The organism is Paenibacillus sp. YSY-4.3 (assembly GCF_054767475.1).
Genome location: NZ_BAABMC010000006.1, coordinates 43810 through 61696 on the forward strand (window position 1 = coordinate 43810; position 17887 = coordinate 61696).

Below are 17887 nucleotides of genomic sequence, written 5' to 3' on the forward strand. Positions count from 1 at the left end.
GCTGAACAATATTCGGCTTGACTATAATAGAGAACGCGGCCCCTTTCAGGGGCCGCGTTTTTTTGTGGAAGATCAATGATTTTCTCGTAAACTTCTTTAATTCTCTAGTATACACATATTTTGGCAAATGATATAATCGAATGTAGGCGCTTACAATAATTGACAAAAGAAAGGGGGCGCGTTCCAAAAAAACGGAGCAGTATCATTCATCCTAAATTTTAAGGAGGGTATTATGATGCTACTACAGTCAAGATTGGTAAGCTTGTTCGGCGCGTTGTTGCTGCTGGTAAGCGGTTTGCTGTGGCCCTCAGCGACGCAGTCAGTCCGTGCGGCTCCGGCGGGTGTAACGCCAGGGACGCTGTCGCAAGTCGCGTCGTTCGGCAACAACCCGAGCGGCTTGAAAATGTACATCTATGTACCGCGCAATCTGGCTGCAAACCCCGCACTGCTAGTGGCCGTGCACTACTGCTCGGGCTCAGCGACGGCATTCTACAACGGTTCGTACGACTACGTTGCGGCCGCCGAGCAGTACGGTTACATCATCGTCTTCCCGGAGTCCACGCACAGTGAATACAGCAACTGTTTCGACGTGTGGAGCCCGCAAGCGCTCACACGCGGCGGGGGCAGCGACCCGGTCGGCATCATGTCAATGGTATCGTGGACCACAGCTAACTACAACATCGACAGCAGCCGTATCTACGCGATGGGCGTATCCTCCGGCGCGATGATGACCAACGTCCTGCTCGCTGAGTATCCGGACGTCTTTGCCGCCGGTGCGGCGTTTATGGGCGTGCCAGCGACTTGTTTCGCGACCGGCAGCGCTACTAACTTCTGGAATAGCCAGTGTTCGAATGGTCAAATATCCAAGACCGCGCAGCAGTGGGGCGACGCCGCCCGTGCCATGTATCCAGGCTACAAGGGCAGCTACCCGCGCATCCAGCTCTGGCACGGCAGTACCGACAGCGTGCTCAGCTATAACAATTTTGCAGAGGAAATCAAGCAGTGGACCAACCTGCACGGCGTCTCTGCCACCCCGGCCGTGACCGACAGCCCGAAGTCGAACTGGACCCGTACTCGCTATGGCAACACTACCGCTCAGCCTCCGGTCGAAGCGATCAGCGTGCAGGGCACTGGTCATGACATGTCCCTAGCGGGGATGCCCGCCTATGCGATCGCCTTCCTCGGCCTGAACAGCAGCGGCAGCGGGGGCAGCCCGACGGTACCGGCAGCTCCGGCAAGTTTGACGGCCGCAGCGGGCAACGCCAGCGTATCCTTAAGCTGGGCGGCTTCACCGGGTGCTACCAGCTATACTGTAAAACGCGCCACAACGAGTGGTGGTCCTTACACGGATGTGGCAACCGGAGTCACGACGACGAGCTACACGAACACCGGGCTGACGAACGGAACAACATACTACTATGTTGTAAGCGCATCCAATAGCGCGGGCAGCAGCGTGAATTCCGCGCAAGCGAGCGCAACGCCGGCTAGTGGCGGCACCAGTACGGGGAACCTGGTTCTCCAATATAAAGCTGGCGACACGAATGCCACCGATAACCAAATCAAGCCGTACTTCAACATCAAGAACAACGGTACGACCCCCGTTAACCTGAGCGGCCTCAAGATTCGCTACTACTTTACGAAAGATGGTACCGCGGACATGAACGGCTGGATTGATTGGGCGCAAATCGGCAGCAGCAATATTAGCGCGGCATTCGCTAACTTTACCGGCAGTAATACGGACACTTACGTAGAGCTAAGCTTTAGCGCAGCGGCAGATTCGATCCCGGCAGGCGGACAAACGGGCGATATCCAACTGCGGATGTCCAAAGCCGACTGGTCGAACTTCAACGAAGCAAATGACTATTCTTATGATCCGACAAAAACCGCTTATGCGGATTGGAATCGTGTAACGCTGCATCAAAACGGAACTTTGGTATGGGGAGTTCAACCATAACCGATATGCCAAGAATACGGATTTACACAAGAGAGGAGATGAGCTTTTATGAAAAAGTTATCGTTCAGGGCAATGACGATGCTCCTTGTCCTTTGCCTTATCGGTCCCCTGTATGCCGCGGTTCCTGCAGCAGCTAACACCGTTCTCCTTCAACATGGCTTTGAGGACAGTACAACACAGGGCTGGGCCCCGCGGGGAGAAAATGAAATGCTGTCATCCGCGACCGGAACGGCTGCGCGAACCGGAACCAGGGGGCTGCACGTCAGCGGCCGTACCGAATCGTGGAATGGAGCATCCCTGGATGTTACTTCCCAAATGCAGGTTGGACAAACGTATTTGTTCGCCGGCTGGATCAAGCTGGCGTCCGGGTCGGGTACGGTGTATATGTCGCTGGATACAACCAAAAGCGGGACAAGATCGTACAGCCAGCTATACTCAGCAACGGCAACGTCCGGCGGCTGGGTAGAATTCAAGGCGGAATACAAATACCGCGAACCGCTGGAGAATGTATCCGTTTATTTTGAGGTTCCGAACAACCCGACCGTCGATTTTTATTTGGACGACTTCCGTCTGGAGCAGCTCCCGGATCGTGGGCCAATTACGATCGAGCCCAATATTCCATCCTTGAAGGACGTGTTCGCGGGAGATTTCCTGTTCGGGGCAGCCTTTGAGAATTTTGAGTTAATCGAGGCGGCCGACCGACAATTATTGGCGAAACACTTTAACAGCCTAACACCAGGCAATGTGCTGAAATGGGACAGCACGCAGCCTCAGGAGGGCGAGTTTAACTTTGACCCTTCCGATGAGGCTGTACAGTTCGCACTTGACAACGGACAGCAGGTTCGCGGCCATACTTTGGTCTGGCACAATCAAACGCCTGATTGGGTATTCCGCGACAGCAACGGCAATCTGGCTAGCAAGCAGCTGCTGTATCAGCGCATGCAAGCTCACATTAATGCGGTAGTCGGGCGGTACAAAGGCGAGATTTATGCTTGGGACGTGGTCAATGAGGTAATTGACGCTTCACAGCCTGACGGTTTACGCCGCAGTCTGTGGTATCAGATCGCAGGCGAAGAATTTATCGAGAAAGCGTTCGAATACGCCCACGCAGCGGATCCTAACGCCCTGCTGTTCATTAACGACTACAATACGCACGAATCAGCCAAAAGCCAGGCGCTCTACAACCTGATCAGCCGGTTGAAAGCGAAGGGCATCCCGGTGCATGGCGTCGGACACCAAACCCATCTCAAGATCAATTATCCGACGATGAGTGAGATCGATTCTTCTATAACCAAGTTTGCGGCTCTGAACATCAAGCAGGAAATAACGGAGATGGACATCGATATTTACAGTGACGATTCCACGAAGTACGATACGTTGCCGGACAGCTTGGCACAAACGCAGGCGACCCGGTACAAGCAATTGTTTGATGTTTTGCTCAAACATAAGGATAAGATCGACAATGTGACCATCTGGGGCAAAGACGACGGAAACAGCTGGCTGCGGTCGTTCCCGGTCAACCGCAACAACTGGCCGTTGCTGTTCGATGAACGTCTGCAGTCCAAACCGGCATATTGGGCTATTGTGGACGGCAAATCGACGCAGCAGCCTCCTGTCGCACCGACCGGCTTGACTGCGACAGCCGGGAACGCACAAGTATCCTTGACTTGGAGCGCAGTCAGCGGCGCAACCAGCTACACGGTGAAGCGCGCGACGACGAGCGGCGGTCCGTACACGAACGTAGCGACTGGCTTAACAACGCCTAGCTATACGAACACCGGCTTGACGAATGGCACGACGTACTATTACGTCGTCAGCGCGACGAACAGCGCGGGTCAGAGCCCGAACTCCGTGCAAGTGAGCGCGGCTCCGACCAGCGGTGGCGGCAATCCGACCGTACCGGTAGCACCTGCTGGTCTGACGGCGACATCCGGCAACGCACAGGTGTCCTTGAGCTGGAACGCGGTGAGCGGCGCGGCGAGCTATACGGTGAAGCGTTCGACGACGAGCGGCGGTCCGTACACGAACGTGGCGACCGGTCTGACGACGCCTAGCTATACGAACACCGGCCTGACGAACGGCACGACGTACTATTACGTTGTCAGCGCGTCGAACAGCGCGGGTCAGAGCCCGAATTCCGCGCAGGTGAGCGCGACGCCGACGAGCGGTCCAATCGCCTCGAATCTCGTGCTGCAGTACAAAGCAGCCGATACGAATGCAACGGACAACCAGATCAAGCCATCCTTCAACATCAAAAATAACGGCACTTCGGTTGTTGATTTGAGCACGCTCAAAATCCGCTACTTCTTCACCAAAGACGGTTCTGCGGAGATGAACGGCTGGATTGACTGGGCGCAGCTCGGCGGCAGCAACATTCAGATTTCGTTCGGCAACCATACCGGTACAAATTCGGATACGTACGTGGAGCTGAGCTTCTCGTCCGGCGCAGGCTCGATCGCGGCGGGCGGCCAATCCGGCGAAATCCAGCTGCGCATGTCCAAGACGGACTGGTCGAACTTCAACGAGGCGAATGACTACTCGTTCGATGGGGCGAAGACGGCGTTCGCCGACTGGGATCGGGTCGTATTGTACCAGAACGGCCAGCCGGTGTGGGGAACCGCTCCATAAACCGACACAGGGGAATATGTCGGTCCCGCTCTCATGCAGGGCGGATCGGAGGTATCCCTTGCTAAAATGAATATTCCTGGGAGGGATCAATAATGAGGACAAGACAAAGAAAACAGCTGTTCGTCTCTGCGGCGCTGGCAGTTTCCTTAACAATGCTCGTACCGATGCCCGCTTCCGTATATGCAGCTGAGAGCAACGTCACTTTCACGATTAATACGCAGTCGGAGCGAGCGGCGATTAGCCCTAATATTTACGGGACAAATCAGGATTTGAGCGGGACGGAGAACTGGGCTTCTCGCAGGCTCGGAGGCAATCGGCTGACGGGTTACAACTGGGAGAACAACGCATCCAGTGCCGGAAGTGATTGGCTTCATTACAACGATGATTTTCTCTGCAGTAACGGCGGGGTTCCGGCCATCGACTGCGACAAGCCGGGCGAGGTTGTTACCGCGTTCCACGACAAATCTTTGCAGAATGGAGCTTACTCCATTGTAACGCTGCAAATGGCGGGCTATGTGTCCCGGGACAAGAACGGTCCGGTCGCTGAGAATGAGACGGCCCCGTCACCGCGCTGGGATAAGGTCGAGTTTGCCAAGAATGCGCCGTTCACCCTTCAGCCTGATCTGAACGACGGACAAGTATATATGGATGAAGAGGTCAACTTCCTGGTCAACCGTTATGGAAGCGCTTCAACCTCGACGGGCATCAAAGCGTATTCGCTGGATAACGAGCCAGCGCTGTGGTCCAATACGCATCCGAGGATTCATCCAGAGCAGGTACAAGCATCGGAGCTCGTCGCCAAGAGCATCGACTTGTCAAAGGCGGTGAAGAACGTCGATCCGCATGCTGAAATATTCGGACCTGCCCTTTACGGTTTCGGCGCATATTTGTCTCTGCAGGACGCTCCAGACTGGCCGAGTTTGCAAGGCAACTACAGTTGGTTTATCGATTACTATTTGGATCAGATGAAGAATGCCCATACGCAGAACGGCACAAGATTGCTTGATGTGCTGGATGTCCACTGGTATCCCGAAGCACAGGGCGGAGGGCAGCGAATCGTCTTTGGCGGAGCGGGCAATATCGATACGCAGAAAGCCCGCGTACAAGCGCCAAGATCGCTATGGGATCCGACTTACCAGGAAGACAGCTGGATCGGCACGTGGTTCTCGAGTTACTTGCCATTAATTCCGAAGCTGCAATCTTCAATTCAGACGTATTATCCGGGCACGAAGCTGGCGATAACAGAGTTCAGCTACGGCGGAGACAATCACATTTCGGGAGGCATTGCTACGGCAGACGTGCTCGGTATATTCGGAAAATATGGCGTTTATGCCGCGAATTACTGGCAGACGGAGGACAATACCGACTACACAAGCGCTGCTTACAAGCTGTATCGAAACTACGATGGCAACAAATCGGGATTCGGCTCGATCAAAGTGAACTCCGTTACGTCCGATACGGAGAACAGCTCGGTATACGCTTCGGTCACTGACGAGGAAAATTCCGAACTCCATCTGATCGTGCTGAATAAAAATTTCGATGATCCTATCAACGCTACTTTCCAGCTGTCTGGCGGCAAAACCTACACATCGGGGAGAGTATGGGGCTTCGATCAAGCAGGGTCCGGCATTACGGAAAAAGCAGCTGTACCGAATATCAACAACAATCAATTTACGTATACGCTCCCTCCATTGTCTGCTTACCACATTGTTCTAAAAGCGGATAGCACCGAGCCGATCAGATCCGACCTCGTCGTGCAGTATAAGGACGGTGACCGCAACAATGCATCCGACAACCAGATCAAGCCACATTTCAATATTCAAAATAAAGGGACCACCCCGGTAGAGATGAGTTCTCTTACCCTGCGTTACTATTTTACCAAAGACAGCTCTGCGGCGATGAACTCGTGGATCGATCACGCCCGGATCGGAGGACACAACATCAACAGGACCTTCGCGAGCGCTTCCGGTCATAACGCGGATACGTACGTCGAGCTCAGCTTTACATCGGATGCGGGCTCGATACCGGCGGGCGGCGACAGCGGAGAAATTCAGCTCAGAATGTCCAAGGTTGATTGGTCGAACTTCAATGAGGCGAACGATTATTCGTTCGATCCGGCGAAGACGGTCTATATGGATTGGGATCGCGTGACGTTATACCAAGATGGACAACTCATATGGGGAATCGAACCGTAGAAGATGATTAGACAATATTTTTCGCTGGGGCGCGGCCCGCCGCAATGGTTGTCTTGACCTTGGTCCGATCAAACAATAATAGCAAAGGGGATGAAATTAATGAATAATGCGATTCAAAAGCGATTCGGATTGCTATTGATGACCACCGCACTGATTATTAGCTTGTTGCCGTTAGGCAGTGCCAGAACTTATGCTGCAGAGCCTCATGTAAACAATCCGTTTGTCGGGGCGACACAATATGTGAATCCAGATTACGCGGCCTTGATCGACACGTCGATTGCCCGTGTCAGTGACAGCACGCTGAAAGCGAAGATGCAAACTGTGAAAAGCTACCCTACCGCTGTATGGCTGGACCGCATTGCGGCGATACACGGCGGAGAGGCAAATGGCGGCAGAAGAAGCCTTGAAGAGACGATGGACAATGTGCTCGCTCAGAAACAAGGCAACACGCCGATCGTGGTAACGCTTGTTATTTATAACTTGCCGGGCCGCGACTGTCACGCCTTGGCTTCGAACGGCGAACTGCCGCTGACGGCGGCAGGGCTGCAGCGCTACAAGACAGAATACATCGATGTCATTGCTGGCATTCTCTCCAAACCCAAATACCAGGATATTCGGATTGTGACGGTCATTGAACCGGACTCTCTGCCGAATCTGGTAACGAACCTTAGCGATCAGAGATGCGCGCAAGCCAATTCGACGAACATCTATCGCGATGCGACTCGCTATGCGTTGGACAAGCTGCATGCAATCTCTAACGTGTACACCTATATGGATATCGGTCATTCCGGCTGGCTTGGCTGGGATACAAACCGCCAACCTACAATCGATTTGTTTACTTCCGTCGTTGCAGGTACGGCAGCCGGACTTGCGAGCGTTGACGGATTTATCTCGAATACGGCCAACAATACGCCGCTCGAAGAACCAAACTTGCCGAATCCGGATTTGAATATTGGCGGTCAACCGATCAGGTCTTCCAAGTACTATGAGTGGAACCCGTATTTCGATGAACTCGACTTTACCGCTGCCTTGTATGCCGGATTCGTGGCCAAAGGCTGGTCGCCGAACACCGGTTTCCTGATCGATACTTCGCGTAACGGCTGGGGAGGCCCAAATCGGCCGACCGGCGCAACCGGATCCAATATTAACGATTACGTGAATTCGGGAAGAGTCGACAAGCGTCTGCATCGCGGCAACTGGTGCAATCAGTCGGGCGCCGGCATGGGTGTGCCTCCCACAGTAGCTCCAGCGGGTTATTCCCATATCGATGCATATGTGTGGGTGAAACCGCCGGGCGAGTCGGATGGATCAAGCTCCGCCATTCCGAACGATGAAGGCAAAGGCTTCGACAGAATGTGCGATCCGACTTATACAACGGTAGACGGCACACTGTCGGGCGCGCTGGCGAATGCGCCGGTATCCGGTCACTGGTTCCATGAGCAGTTCGTGCAACTGGTTCAGAATGCATATCCCGCCGTACCGACCAGCGGTGGCGGTGATCCGACTGTTCCGGCAGCACCTGCCGGGCTGACGGCGACAGCGGGCAATGCGCAGGTGTCCTTGACTTGGAACGCGGTAAGCGGTGCAACGAGCTATACGGTGAAGCGCGCGACAACGAGCGGCGGTCCGTACACAAACGTGGCGACTGGCCTGACGACGGCGAGCTACACGAACACGGGTCTGACGAACGGTACGACGTATTATTACGTCGTAAGTGCTTCGAACAGCGTAGGTCAAAGCCCGAACTCCGCGCAAGTGAGCGCGACGCCGACCAGCGGTGGCGGCAATCCGACCGTTCCGGCAGCACCTGCCGGGCTGACGGCGACAGCTGGCAACGCACAAGTATCCTTGACCTGGAGCGCGGTCAGCGGCGCAACGAGCTATACGGTGAAGCGCGCGACGACAAGCGGCGGTCCGTATACGAACGTGGCGACCGACCTGACGACGGCGAGCTACACGAACACGGGTCTGACGAACGGTACGACGTACTATTACGTCGTCAGCGCGTCTAACAGCGCGGGCCAGAGCCCGAATTCCGCGCAAGTGAGCGCGACGCCAACCAGCGGTGGCGGTACTCCGACCGTTCCGGCAGCACCTGCCGGGCTGACGGTGACAGCCGGCAACGCACAGGTGTCCTTGACTTGGAGCGCGGTGAGCGGTGCAACCAGCTACACGGTGAAGCGGGCGACGACAAGCGGCGGTCCGTACACGAACGTGGCGACCGACCTGACGACGCCGAGCTATACGAACACTGGCTTGACGAATGGCACGACGTATTATTACGTCGTCAGTGCGACGAACAGCGCGGGTCAGAGCCCGAACTCCGCTCAGGTGAGCGCAACGCCGGCGGGCGATCCAATCGCCTCGAACCTCGTGCTGCAGTATAAAGCAGGTGATACGAATGCAACCGACAACCAGATCAAGCCTCAATTCAACATTAAAAATAACGGCACTTCGGCTGTCGATCTGAGCACGCTCAAAATCCGCTACTACTTCACCAAAGACGGTTCTGCGGCGGTGAACGGCTGGATCGACTGGGCGCAGCTCGGCGGAAGCAACATTCAGATTTCCTTCGGTAACCATACCGGTACGAATTCGGATACGTACGTGGAGCTGAGCTTCTCGTCCGGCGCAGGCTCGATCGCGGCGGGCGGTCAATCCGGCGACATCCAGCTGCGCATGTCCAAGACGGACTGGTCGAACTTCGACGAGGCGAACGACTACTCGTTCGATGGGACGAAGACAGCGTTCGCTGACTGGAACCGAGTCGTGCTGTATCAGAACGGAACAGTTGTATGGGGGATCGAGCCTTAAGTGAATTCATGATGACCGGAGCGCTTAACAGCGCTCCGGAATAACATTCAAATGAACAAATGAATGGGGGGGTTATATGGCAAATCAGCTACTCATGCATCATAAACAGTCAACACTCAGATTGCTGATCATGGCTGCAGGTGCAGCAATAACGTTGATCGTATGTTCATTGCTGTTTACCGATCGCGCTTCTGCGCACGGTTGGATAGAGAACAGTCGTTCCGACTTGTGTTATGACAAGATCAATACAGGCTGCGGTGCAGTTATGTATGAGCCATGGAGTATTGAGGGTCGCGGCGACTTTCCGGAAATCGGCGTACCCGACGGCCAGATTGCGGGAGGAAGCAAATACCCGGAGCTTGATGTTCAGACCCAAAACCGCTGGAACAAAATCAATATGAAAGGCGGACCTTTTACTTTCCATTGGGATATGGTAGCGAACCATAGTACCAACTATTGGGATTACTATATTACGAAAAAAGGCTGGGATCCGAATTCTCCGCTGAAGCGTGCGGATCTCGAGCTGTTCTGCAGATACGAGGATAATGGCGCGATACCGCCGATGGCCGTGGAGCATGACTGCTTCATTCCAAACGATCGGAGCGGCTATTATGTCATAGTCGGGGTATGGGATATCTTTGATACTGTGAATGCTTTCTATCAAGTCATGGACGTGAATCTGACGATCGATCCTTCGCAACCGACTACGCCGGCTCCTGGGCATCCTGGTGATCCGAACCGTTTCGGGAGTATCCGCGACTGGAGCCCGATCCGTCCTTACGATCCAGGTGAGAAAGTCGCTCACAAAGGAAATACTTGGCAAGCAAGATGGTGGACGCAAGGACAGGAACCCGGTGTGCACGAAGTCTGGCAGCAGATCGGTCCGTCTACAGGCAATCCGACCGTACCTGCGGCACCGGCGGGCCTGACGGCGACGGCGGGCAATGCGCAGATCAACTTGACTTGGAACGCGGTGAGCGGTGCGACGAGTTATACGGTGAAGCGTGCGACGACGAGCGGCGGTCCGTACACGAACGTGGCCACTGGCCTAACGACGCCGAGCTACACGAACACGGGTCTGACGAACGGCACGACGTACTATTACGTCGTTAGCGCTTCAAATAGCGCGGGCCAAAGTCCGAATTCCGCGCAAGTGAGCGCGACGCCGACCAGCGGCAGCGGCAATCCGACCGTTCCGGCAGCACCTGCCGGGCTGGCTGCGACAGCGGCCAATGCCCAGGTGTCCTTGACCTGGAACGCGGTGAGCGGTGCAAGCAGCTACACGGTGAAGCGTTCGACGACGAGCGGTGGTCCGTACACAAACGTGGCGACCGGCCTAACGACGCCGAGCTACACGAACACGGGTCTGACGAACGGCACGACGTACTATTACGTCGTTAGCGCTTCAAATAGCGCGGGCCAAAGTTCGAACTCTGCGCAGGTGAGCGCGACGCCGGCGGGCGTTCCAATCGCTTCGAACCTCGTGCTGCAGTACAAAGCAGCTGATACGAATGCAACCGACAACCAGATTAAGCCTCACTTTAACATTAAAAATAACGGCACATCGGCTGTCGATCTGAGCACGCTCAAAATCCGCTACTATTTCACCAAAGAAGGTTCTGCGGCGATGAACGGCTCGATCGACTGGGCGCAGCTCGGCAGCAGCAACATTCAGGTTTCGTTCGGCAACCATACCGGTACGAACTCGGATACGTATGTGGAGCTAAGCTTCTCGTCCGGCGCAGGCACGATCGCAGCGGGCGGCCAATCCGGCGAAATCCAGCTGCGCTTGTCCAAGGCAGACTGGTCGAACTTCAACGAGGCGAACGACTACTCGTTCGATGGAACGAAGACCGCGTTTGCCGACTGGAACCGAGTCGTTCTGTATCAGAATGGCACGGCTGTATGGGGGAATGAGCCGTAAATCAGTCGGTTGATTAATAATTTGTGCGAGAGATCTGCGTCATGCGAATCTCTCGCATGAACCAAAAAGATAAATCAGGAGGATATATAATGCAGATTCATGCGATTCGGCAATCTTGCCGCCTGTTATTGACACTGGTTTTGATGTGTGGTCTCCTGTTGCCTATGGGCGCTCCCAGAGGCTATGCCGCTCCGGCTGTTCCTTTTGGTCAATTAAAAGTTCAGGGCAATCAATTGGTAGGACAGTCCGGGCAAGCTGTTCAACTGGTAGGCATGAGCTCACACGGATTGCAGTGGTATGGCAACTTCGTCAACAAGTCGTCGTTGCAATATATGAGAGATAACTGGGGCATCAACGTCTTCCGTACCGCCATGTATACGGCCGAAAAAGGATACATTACGAATCCGTCCGTCAAGGACAAGGTGAAGGAAGCGGTTCAGGCATCCATCGACCTGGGCTTGTACGTCATTATTGATTGGCATATCTTGTCTGATGGCAATCCGAATACGTACAAAACGCAGGCGAAAGCGTTCTTCCAGGAGATGGCTACATTGTACGGCAACACGCCGAATGTAATCTATGAAATCGCGAACGAGCCCAATGGGAATGTGTCCTGGGGAGATGTCAAGTCGTATGCAGAAGAAGTGATCACGGCCATCCGCGCGATTGATCCGGACGGAGTGGTCATCGTCGGCAGTCCGACCTGGAGCCAGGATATTCATCTGGCGGCCGACAATCCGGTCTCACACAACAATGTCATGTATGCGCTTCATTTTTATGCAGGCACGCACGGACAGTTTTTGAGAGACCGAATCACCTATGCGATGAACAAAGGAGCGGCAATCTTCGTTACCGAGTGGGGCACCAGCGATGCTTCTGGGAACGGCGGTCCATATTTAACTCCATCCAAAGAGTGGATCGACTTCCTGAACGCCCGCAAAATCAGTTGGGTGAACTGGTCGCTTGCTGATAAAGTAGAATCGTCCGCTGCTCTTCTGCCAGGTGCATCGCCTACTGGCGGCTGGACCGATGCCGAGTTGTCCGCATCAGGAAAATGGGTTCGCGATCAAATCCTGCTAGCAACCGGAGGAGGCAGCGGCAATCCGACTGTTCCAGCTGCCCCGACCAGCTTTACGGCAACAGCCGGCAACGCCCAGGTATCTTTGACCTGGAACGCAGTTAGCGGTGCAACGAGCTATACCGTGAAGCGAGCAACGACGAGCGGCGGTCCGTACACGAACGTGGCGACCGGCGTCACGGCGACGAGCTACACGAACACCGGTCTGACGAACGGCACGACGTATTATTATGTCGTCAGCGCATCTAATAACGCGGGCAGCAGCGCGAACTCCGCGCAAGCGAGCGCAACGCCAGCTGGCGGCGGCACCAGTACGGGGAATCTGGTTGTCCAATATAAAGTCGGCGACACGAGTGCTACGGATAACCAAATCAGGCCGTACTTCAACATCAAGAACAACGGTACGACCCCCGTTAACCTGAGCGGCCTCAAGCTTCGTTATTACTTCACGAAAGACGGTACTGCGGACATGAACGCATCGATCGACTGGGCGCAAATTGGCGGGGGGAACATCAGCACGACATTCGTGAGCTCTTCCGGTACTAACACGGACACGTACGTTGAGCTAAGCTTCAGCACAGCGGCAGGTTCGATCCCGGCAGGCGGACAAACGGGCGACATCCAGCTGCGGATGTCCAAAGCCGATTGGTCGAATTTCAACGAATCAAACGACTATTCTTACGATGGGGCAAAAACCGCTTTTGCGGATTGGAATCGTGTAACGTTGTATCAGAATGGAACTTTGGTATGGGGTACGACGCCTTAAATAGTTGAAATTAATTCTTGTTGAAATTCAGCCGTCTAGCGGTAAAGAATGCCGACTACCTTTCAATGCGAAAGGGGTCGGTTTTTTTATGTTTGTTAGGAGGAAAAAGAGAAGGAGGAAGGCAGGAAATGAGTTTCCAAATGGAACATGATAAATGGATAAGTGATCATCTTAGACGAAGAAGAGGGGAGCGTCTCGATGCTCTAAAACGCGGTCATGGCTACGGGAATCGTTTGTTCGTTGAAACAATATGGTGGCCGCTTGCCGGACATTTTCATGGATTGCATCCTGAATATGAAGTAAAGGACTGGAGGGGCGGTCCTACTTTGTGGATTTTATGTGGGTTATAGGAGCGATACGTATTATTTTTGAGGTCATGGATTTTGGCTCCCACGGTACAGACCGAACCAAGTATAGAAGGGACTTGAATCGGGGGCTTTTTCTCCAGGCACAAGACTGCACGGTCTACTACATCTCTCTGGATGAGTTGAAGGAGAATCCTTCGTTCATTCTTTCCGCATTGCGAAACGCTCTATCCCCAAATCTGGCGGCAGAGTTTGGTGCTAGAAGAACAGTAGCTAGACCTTATTCCAAAATCGAACGAGACTTGATGCGGGCAGCAATTCGCCACAATCGTGTCATTCGCCCAACCGCGGCGGCAAGGGAGCTGGAACTGCACACGATGACGGTCATTAAATACTGTCGCTTGCTGGTGGATAAGGGAAAGTTTAGAGCTGTAGCAAGAGGAGTCTCTGGGCGGGTCATCTATTACGAATATGTGGGTTCCATCCAAAGTCCGGATTTGGTTTGAGCGCTTGATGTGATGGGTTAGGTTGGTTCGGCGGATTCGCTGGATTCGCTGGATTCGCTGGATTGCACGGATTCGAAGAACTCGATTGTTCCTTCGCACGATTGTGTATGAATAATCATATAGATTTTACGTTGAGCAGGCAAAATGGATGAATCTGTATGAAAAATCAAATAGAATTTATCATTTAGCGGTTATTTCGATAATTCTATACGGAAAATCATACAGATCAATAGGTGTGCAGGCGTTGACCGAAAGTTCCATAAAAGGGCCGCAACAGCCTGCTCATCGGCAACTTGTCACAGCGTTAAATCTCCCACCAGACGCAGATTCCCGGTATTTACTATACACGTTGTGCCCGTCAAACCTCCTCTTTCTGCACCAGAACATGGGAATATAGGAGCAACATTTCAAAATCCCTGCTGTGCTATAACTGAAATTGAAATAAGAGGAGGAGTTGATAAAATATGAAAAAACTTAGTGGGAAGGTTGCTCTCGTTACAGGTGCGAGTCGGGGGATTGGACGTGCCATCGCGCTGCGTTTGGGGCAGGAAGGCGCTTTAGTAGCCGTTCATTATGGCAAGAATCGGGATTACGCAGAAGAAGTCGTTCGCGAGATTGAGCACAGTGGAGGAGAAGCATTCACCCTGGGCAGGGAGCTGGGTTTAGCAAATAGTGTAACGGCTCTGTATGAAACATTGGATGATGCGTTATATAATCGCACGGGGAACAATCATTTTGACATACTAGTAAATAACGCTGGGATCGGTCTAGTAGAATCCCTTGAAGAGACTACGGAAGAAGCCTTTGATGAAGTCATGCGGATCAATGTGAAAGTACCGTTTTTTCTGATACAAGGAGCTCTTCAGCGTTTGCGGGACGAAGGGCGAATTATTAATCTGTCATCCGCTGTAACCAGAATTTCCCTGCCCGGCATCCCTGCGTACAGCATGAGCAAGGGAGCAATTAACACACTCACACTAGCATTATCCAATCAATTAGGACCTCGCGGGATTACAATCAATGCCATCCAACCTGGATTCGTTGCCACAGACATGAACTCTGCAATGCTGCAGGATCCTTCTGCTAATCAATTCAGTGCCGAGTATTCGATCTTCGGAAGATGGGGAGAACCGTTAGATATTGCAGATGTTGCAGTATTTTTAGCCTCCCTGGAAAGCCGTTGGATCACCGGCCAATGCATCGACGCAAGTGGAGGATCACACTTATAATTTTTTCAACGATAGACGCTGCGCAAACAGCAGATTGCTTTGCTGGGGCAGCGTCTATCTTTTTCCCGTAAACCACCGTTCCTGTTAGCTTCGATAGTAGGACAACACCCAGCATACCCCGTTCCGGTCGTTCACGATGGTCAGGAGTCCGTTAAACGGTGCTTCGTATACTTCCGCAATGATCGTTCCGCCGACAGCCAATCCGTCATAGATTCTACGGAATTTCTCTTCCGTTTCTATTTTTAGAAATACCCTTACGAAATCACCTTTCTGTTCCGGCTTTGCCGCTTGTATGTCGGCGAACTTCAGTGTAGCCCCCTCTACATGTAAATCCGCATTAAGCACCTCTTCTCCTTGCTTGCGCAAAATTTCAATTTCGCCGCCAAAAACGCTTTGATAGTGCTTGATTTCGTCCTTGCAGTTTTCCACTGCGATAAACGGTAATGCTAGCATAATTTACACCCTCCTCAGAATCATTTGGTGGAACGCGCGATTTCAATCGCATGAGCGATATCCAGCTCGATGGGGATGGATGTTACCCCCGCCCAAGAAAGCAGTTCCTCGGTTAACCGCTCCCCACCGTAAGTGCTCATTCCGGTATCTCTCCCTGCTCGCTAAGATTGCCAAGCACGATCTTCAGCAGGTCTAACAATAAGTCATAATCCTCGTCGGTAATGCCCTTACTGGTTTTGCTCTTAACGCGTCCCAGTGCTTCCTGCACTTTCGGCACCACCTTGCGCCCTGAATCTGTCAGATATAGCAGGTGGTAGCGATTATCGGCAGGATCGACTTCTCTCCGCACATACCCTTCCGATTCCAACTTAGCAATTGCCTTTGCAGTCGTCGTCTTGTCAATGAGCAGCTTCTCGCTAAGCGCCTTCTGCGTAATCGGCTGCCGGGACGCGATCGCCATGAGAAAAATATACTGTCCGGCCCCGATCCGGTACGGCTCCAGCTCTCTCGAAATCAACACCTGCATATGACGATAGATAGCGGAGATGTAATGACCATGCGATTCCGTGGTGTTCTTGCCATTCGAATGTGTTTCCCAATGCTCGCTCAGTTTAGCTCCTCCTTTATATAGGATGCTATTGCAACTAATGGCAGTATATGCTCAATAGGATGCTATTGCAACTATTTTTTTGCCAAATCGATCAAATGATTTCACCCCCAACCGTCAGGTGAAGGGGGCGACTTAGTTATGCTGCCGCGATAAAAAAGAAACAAGTGCTTGATCATACTCGGCAGAGTGCTTCCCGATCCATAAAAGATGCCCCCATGAATCAAGCAGGCATACTTCCGAATGGGGGATTAGCGATTTTGCGTTTTCCGGATGACTTAGGGAGACCGAGCTATCGTTTTGACTGTGCATGATTAACGTTGGCGCTTGAATGGCCGCCAGTTCCTTAGAATAATCGCATTGGGTCTGTTCCAAGTCAATAAAGAAGCCCGAGTAGGAGCGCTGCCGGTTGTTCATTCTTCGGAACGCATCAGCGTAGTGATCGTCAAGCCGTATCCGAACCTCAGAATAAGGTAATTTAGAGAAAGAAGATGCCATCATCCTGAAGGTTAGCTTCGGAAATAGATTATTCATCGCCGCAAGGATGTTCCAAGTTCTATTTTCCGTTTCCGGTTTGAAAAGACGACTTGCCATTCTGTACTCTCTATCCTCTGGTGTAAGCCACGGCTTCGTAACCGCACATTGAAGCGTGAAACTGGAAACCCGCTCAGGGAACATGGAACAAAACACGATTCCGGTAGGGCCCCCTGCGGATACCGCGATAACATGAACTTTGTCGATGGCCAGATGATCCAATAATGATTTATAAAGGCGAGTGGCTTGCTCCAAGTCCGTAATAGGGGAAGAATGGCCGTATCCCGCGCGGGAAGGGGTGATGATGGAATAGCCCTCGTCAAGCAACCTCTGGTAGCCGAACTCCTCATGACAACTCGAATGGCCGCCATGGAACAGCAATACAGGGAGTCCCTTTCCGATAACCGAATATTCTAACGTAGTTTCTCCAGATTTGAATATGCTAATTTCCCGATTCATAGGATCATCTTCTCCTGGATACTGAATTTGTTGAACTTAAGATACATGGATTGGAGCGAGAAATCAATGAAAAATAAGCGCCGCCGTTAGTTTTTCGAAAAGGGAGGTAAATTCATTGAAGATTAGGTATTCAACCGTTTTATTTCCGTGACAAATAATGCTCAGTAGAATGAAAGCTGCTCCGACGTAACCTTTTATCGGCAAAAATTCATATGTGAAAAAAATAAGCGAATACACCCGCAAAGAACAGGTTCCAAGGAAAAAATGAGGCTCTTACGCGTTGTTCCTAACCCCGCTAAAAGTACTTATTTCACCAAACAGTAGCGTCCGTGTCCGTTATGTTTTTGGTGATCGAATAGGTAGTCCGCGCGAGCCCCGAGGGCCAGATCGCACGCAGAATATCAAAGTGGACGGGACGCTTTAGTTTACGACTGC

The 17887-nt window shown here is 52.7% G+C and carries 12 protein-coding genes; 9 read left to right on the forward strand and 3 right to left on the reverse strand.

Annotated features, from left to right (window positions below; genetic code table 11):
• Window positions 1-235 precede the first annotated feature (235 nt).
• From ACYUJT_RS18460 to ACYUJT_RS18500, 9 genes are all read left to right on the forward strand, one after another.
• Window positions 236-1954 carry an extracellular catalytic domain type 1 short-chain-length polyhydroxyalkanoate depolymerase gene (locus tag ACYUJT_RS18460; RefSeq protein ID WP_460324942.1) on the forward strand — a complete coding sequence of 573 codons (1719 nt, stop codon included), beginning with the start codon at window positions 236-238 and terminating at the stop codon, window positions 1952-1954.
• Between the two features lie 48 nt (window positions 1955-2002).
• Window positions 2003-4582: an endo-1,4-beta-xylanase gene (locus ACYUJT_RS18465; RefSeq protein WP_460324945.1), complete on the forward strand. Its 2580-nt coding sequence runs from the start codon at window positions 2003-2005 to the stop codon at window positions 4580-4582.
• Between the two features lie 92 nt (window positions 4583-4674).
• A complete protein-coding gene (locus ACYUJT_RS18470; protein WP_460324948.1) occupies window positions 4675-6777 on the forward strand; it encodes a glycoside hydrolase family 44 protein in 2103 nt (700 codons plus the stop codon).
• A 99-nt stretch (window positions 6778-6876) separates the two neighbouring features.
• On the forward strand, window positions 6877-9591 hold the full coding sequence (locus ACYUJT_RS18475) for a glycoside hydrolase family 6 protein (RefSeq protein WP_460324951.1): 2715 nt from the start codon (window positions 6877-6879) through the stop codon (window positions 9589-9591).
• 76 nt (window positions 9592-9667) lie between these two features.
• On the forward strand, window positions 9668-11515 hold the full coding sequence (locus ACYUJT_RS18480; RefSeq protein ID WP_460324953.1) for a lytic polysaccharide monooxygenase: 1848 nt from the start codon (window positions 9668-9670) through the stop codon (window positions 11513-11515).
• Between the two features lie 89 nt (window positions 11516-11604).
• A complete protein-coding gene (locus ACYUJT_RS18485) occupies window positions 11605-13359 on the forward strand; it encodes a cellulase family glycosylhydrolase (RefSeq protein WP_460324955.1) in 1755 nt (584 codons plus the stop codon).
• A gap of 128 nt (window positions 13360-13487) precedes the next feature.
• Window positions 13488-13709: a hypothetical protein gene (locus ACYUJT_RS18490; protein WP_460324957.1), complete on the forward strand. Its 222-nt coding sequence runs from the start codon at window positions 13488-13490 to the stop codon at window positions 13707-13709.
• The gene (locus tag ACYUJT_RS18495; protein WP_460324959.1) at window positions 13688-14170 is read left to right on the forward strand and encodes a hypothetical protein; all 483 of its coding nucleotides are present in this window, start codon (window positions 13688-13690) and stop codon (window positions 14168-14170) included. The genes ACYUJT_RS18490 and ACYUJT_RS18495 overlap by 22 nt, the downstream gene beginning before the upstream one ends.
• 464 nt (window positions 14171-14634) lie before the next feature.
• The gene (locus ACYUJT_RS18500) at window positions 14635-15399 is read left to right on the forward strand and encodes an SDR family oxidoreductase (RefSeq protein ID WP_460324961.1); all 765 of its coding nucleotides are present in this window, start codon (window positions 14635-14637) and stop codon (window positions 15397-15399) included.
• Window positions 15400-15483: 84 nt separating this feature from the next.
• Here ACYUJT_RS18500 and ACYUJT_RS18505 read toward each other — a convergent pair whose 3' ends face one another.
• The 3 genes from ACYUJT_RS18505 to ACYUJT_RS18515 form a co-directional block, all read right to left on the reverse strand.
• Window positions 15484-15852: a VOC family protein gene (locus ACYUJT_RS18505; RefSeq protein WP_460324963.1), complete on the reverse strand. Its 369-nt coding sequence runs from the start codon at window positions 15850-15852 to the stop codon at window positions 15484-15486.
• A gap of 136 nt (window positions 15853-15988) precedes the next feature.
• Window positions 15989-16378: a MarR family winged helix-turn-helix transcriptional regulator gene (locus ACYUJT_RS18510; protein WP_460324965.1), complete on the reverse strand. Its 390-nt coding sequence runs from the start codon at window positions 16376-16378 to the stop codon at window positions 15989-15991.
• A 216-nt stretch (window positions 16379-16594) separates the two neighbouring features.
• Entirely contained in the window at window positions 16595-17452 is an 858-nt protein-coding gene (locus ACYUJT_RS18515) for an alpha/beta fold hydrolase (protein ID WP_460324967.1), read from the reverse strand.
• Window positions 17453-17887: the final 435 nt, after the last annotated feature.

Excerpts from the sequence above, each read along its gene's own strand:
- ACYUJT_RS18460 (WP_460324942.1), top strand. The coding sequence starts at position 236 with ATGCTACTACAGTCAAGATTGGTAAGCTTGTTCGGCGCGTTGTTGCTG.
- ACYUJT_RS18465 (WP_460324945.1), top strand. The coding sequence starts at position 2,003 with ATGAAAAAGTTATCGTTCAGGGCAATGACGATGCTCCTTGTCCTTTGC.
- ACYUJT_RS18470 (WP_460324948.1), top strand. The coding sequence starts at position 4,675 with ATGAGGACAAGACAAAGAAAACAGCTGTTCGTCTCTGCGGCGCTGGCA.
- ACYUJT_RS18475 (WP_460324951.1), top strand. The coding sequence starts at position 6,877 with ATGAATAATGCGATTCAAAAGCGATTCGGATTGCTATTGATGACCACC.
- ACYUJT_RS18480 (WP_460324953.1), top strand. The coding sequence starts at position 9,668 with ATGGCAAATCAGCTACTCATGCATCATAAACAGTCAACACTCAGATTG.
- ACYUJT_RS18485 (WP_460324955.1), top strand. The coding sequence starts at position 11,605 with ATGCAGATTCATGCGATTCGGCAATCTTGCCGCCTGTTATTGACACTG.
- ACYUJT_RS18490 (WP_460324957.1), top strand. The coding sequence starts at position 13,488 with ATGAGTTTCCAAATGGAACATGATAAATGGATAAGTGATCATCTTAGA.
- ACYUJT_RS18500 (WP_460324961.1), top strand. The coding sequence starts at position 14,635 with ATGAAAAAACTTAGTGGGAAGGTTGCTCTCGTTACAGGTGCGAGTCGG.
- ACYUJT_RS18505 (WP_460324963.1), bottom strand. The coding sequence starts at position 15,852 with ATGCTAGCATTACCGTTTATCGCAGTGGAAAACTGCAAGGACGAAATC.
- ACYUJT_RS18510 (WP_460324965.1), bottom strand. The coding sequence starts at position 16,378 with ATGCAGGTGTTGATTTCGAGAGAGCTGGAGCCGTACCGGATCGGGGCC.
- ACYUJT_RS18515 (WP_460324967.1), bottom strand. The coding sequence starts at position 17,452 with ATGAATCGGGAAATTAGCATATTCAAATCTGGAGAAACTACGTTAGAA.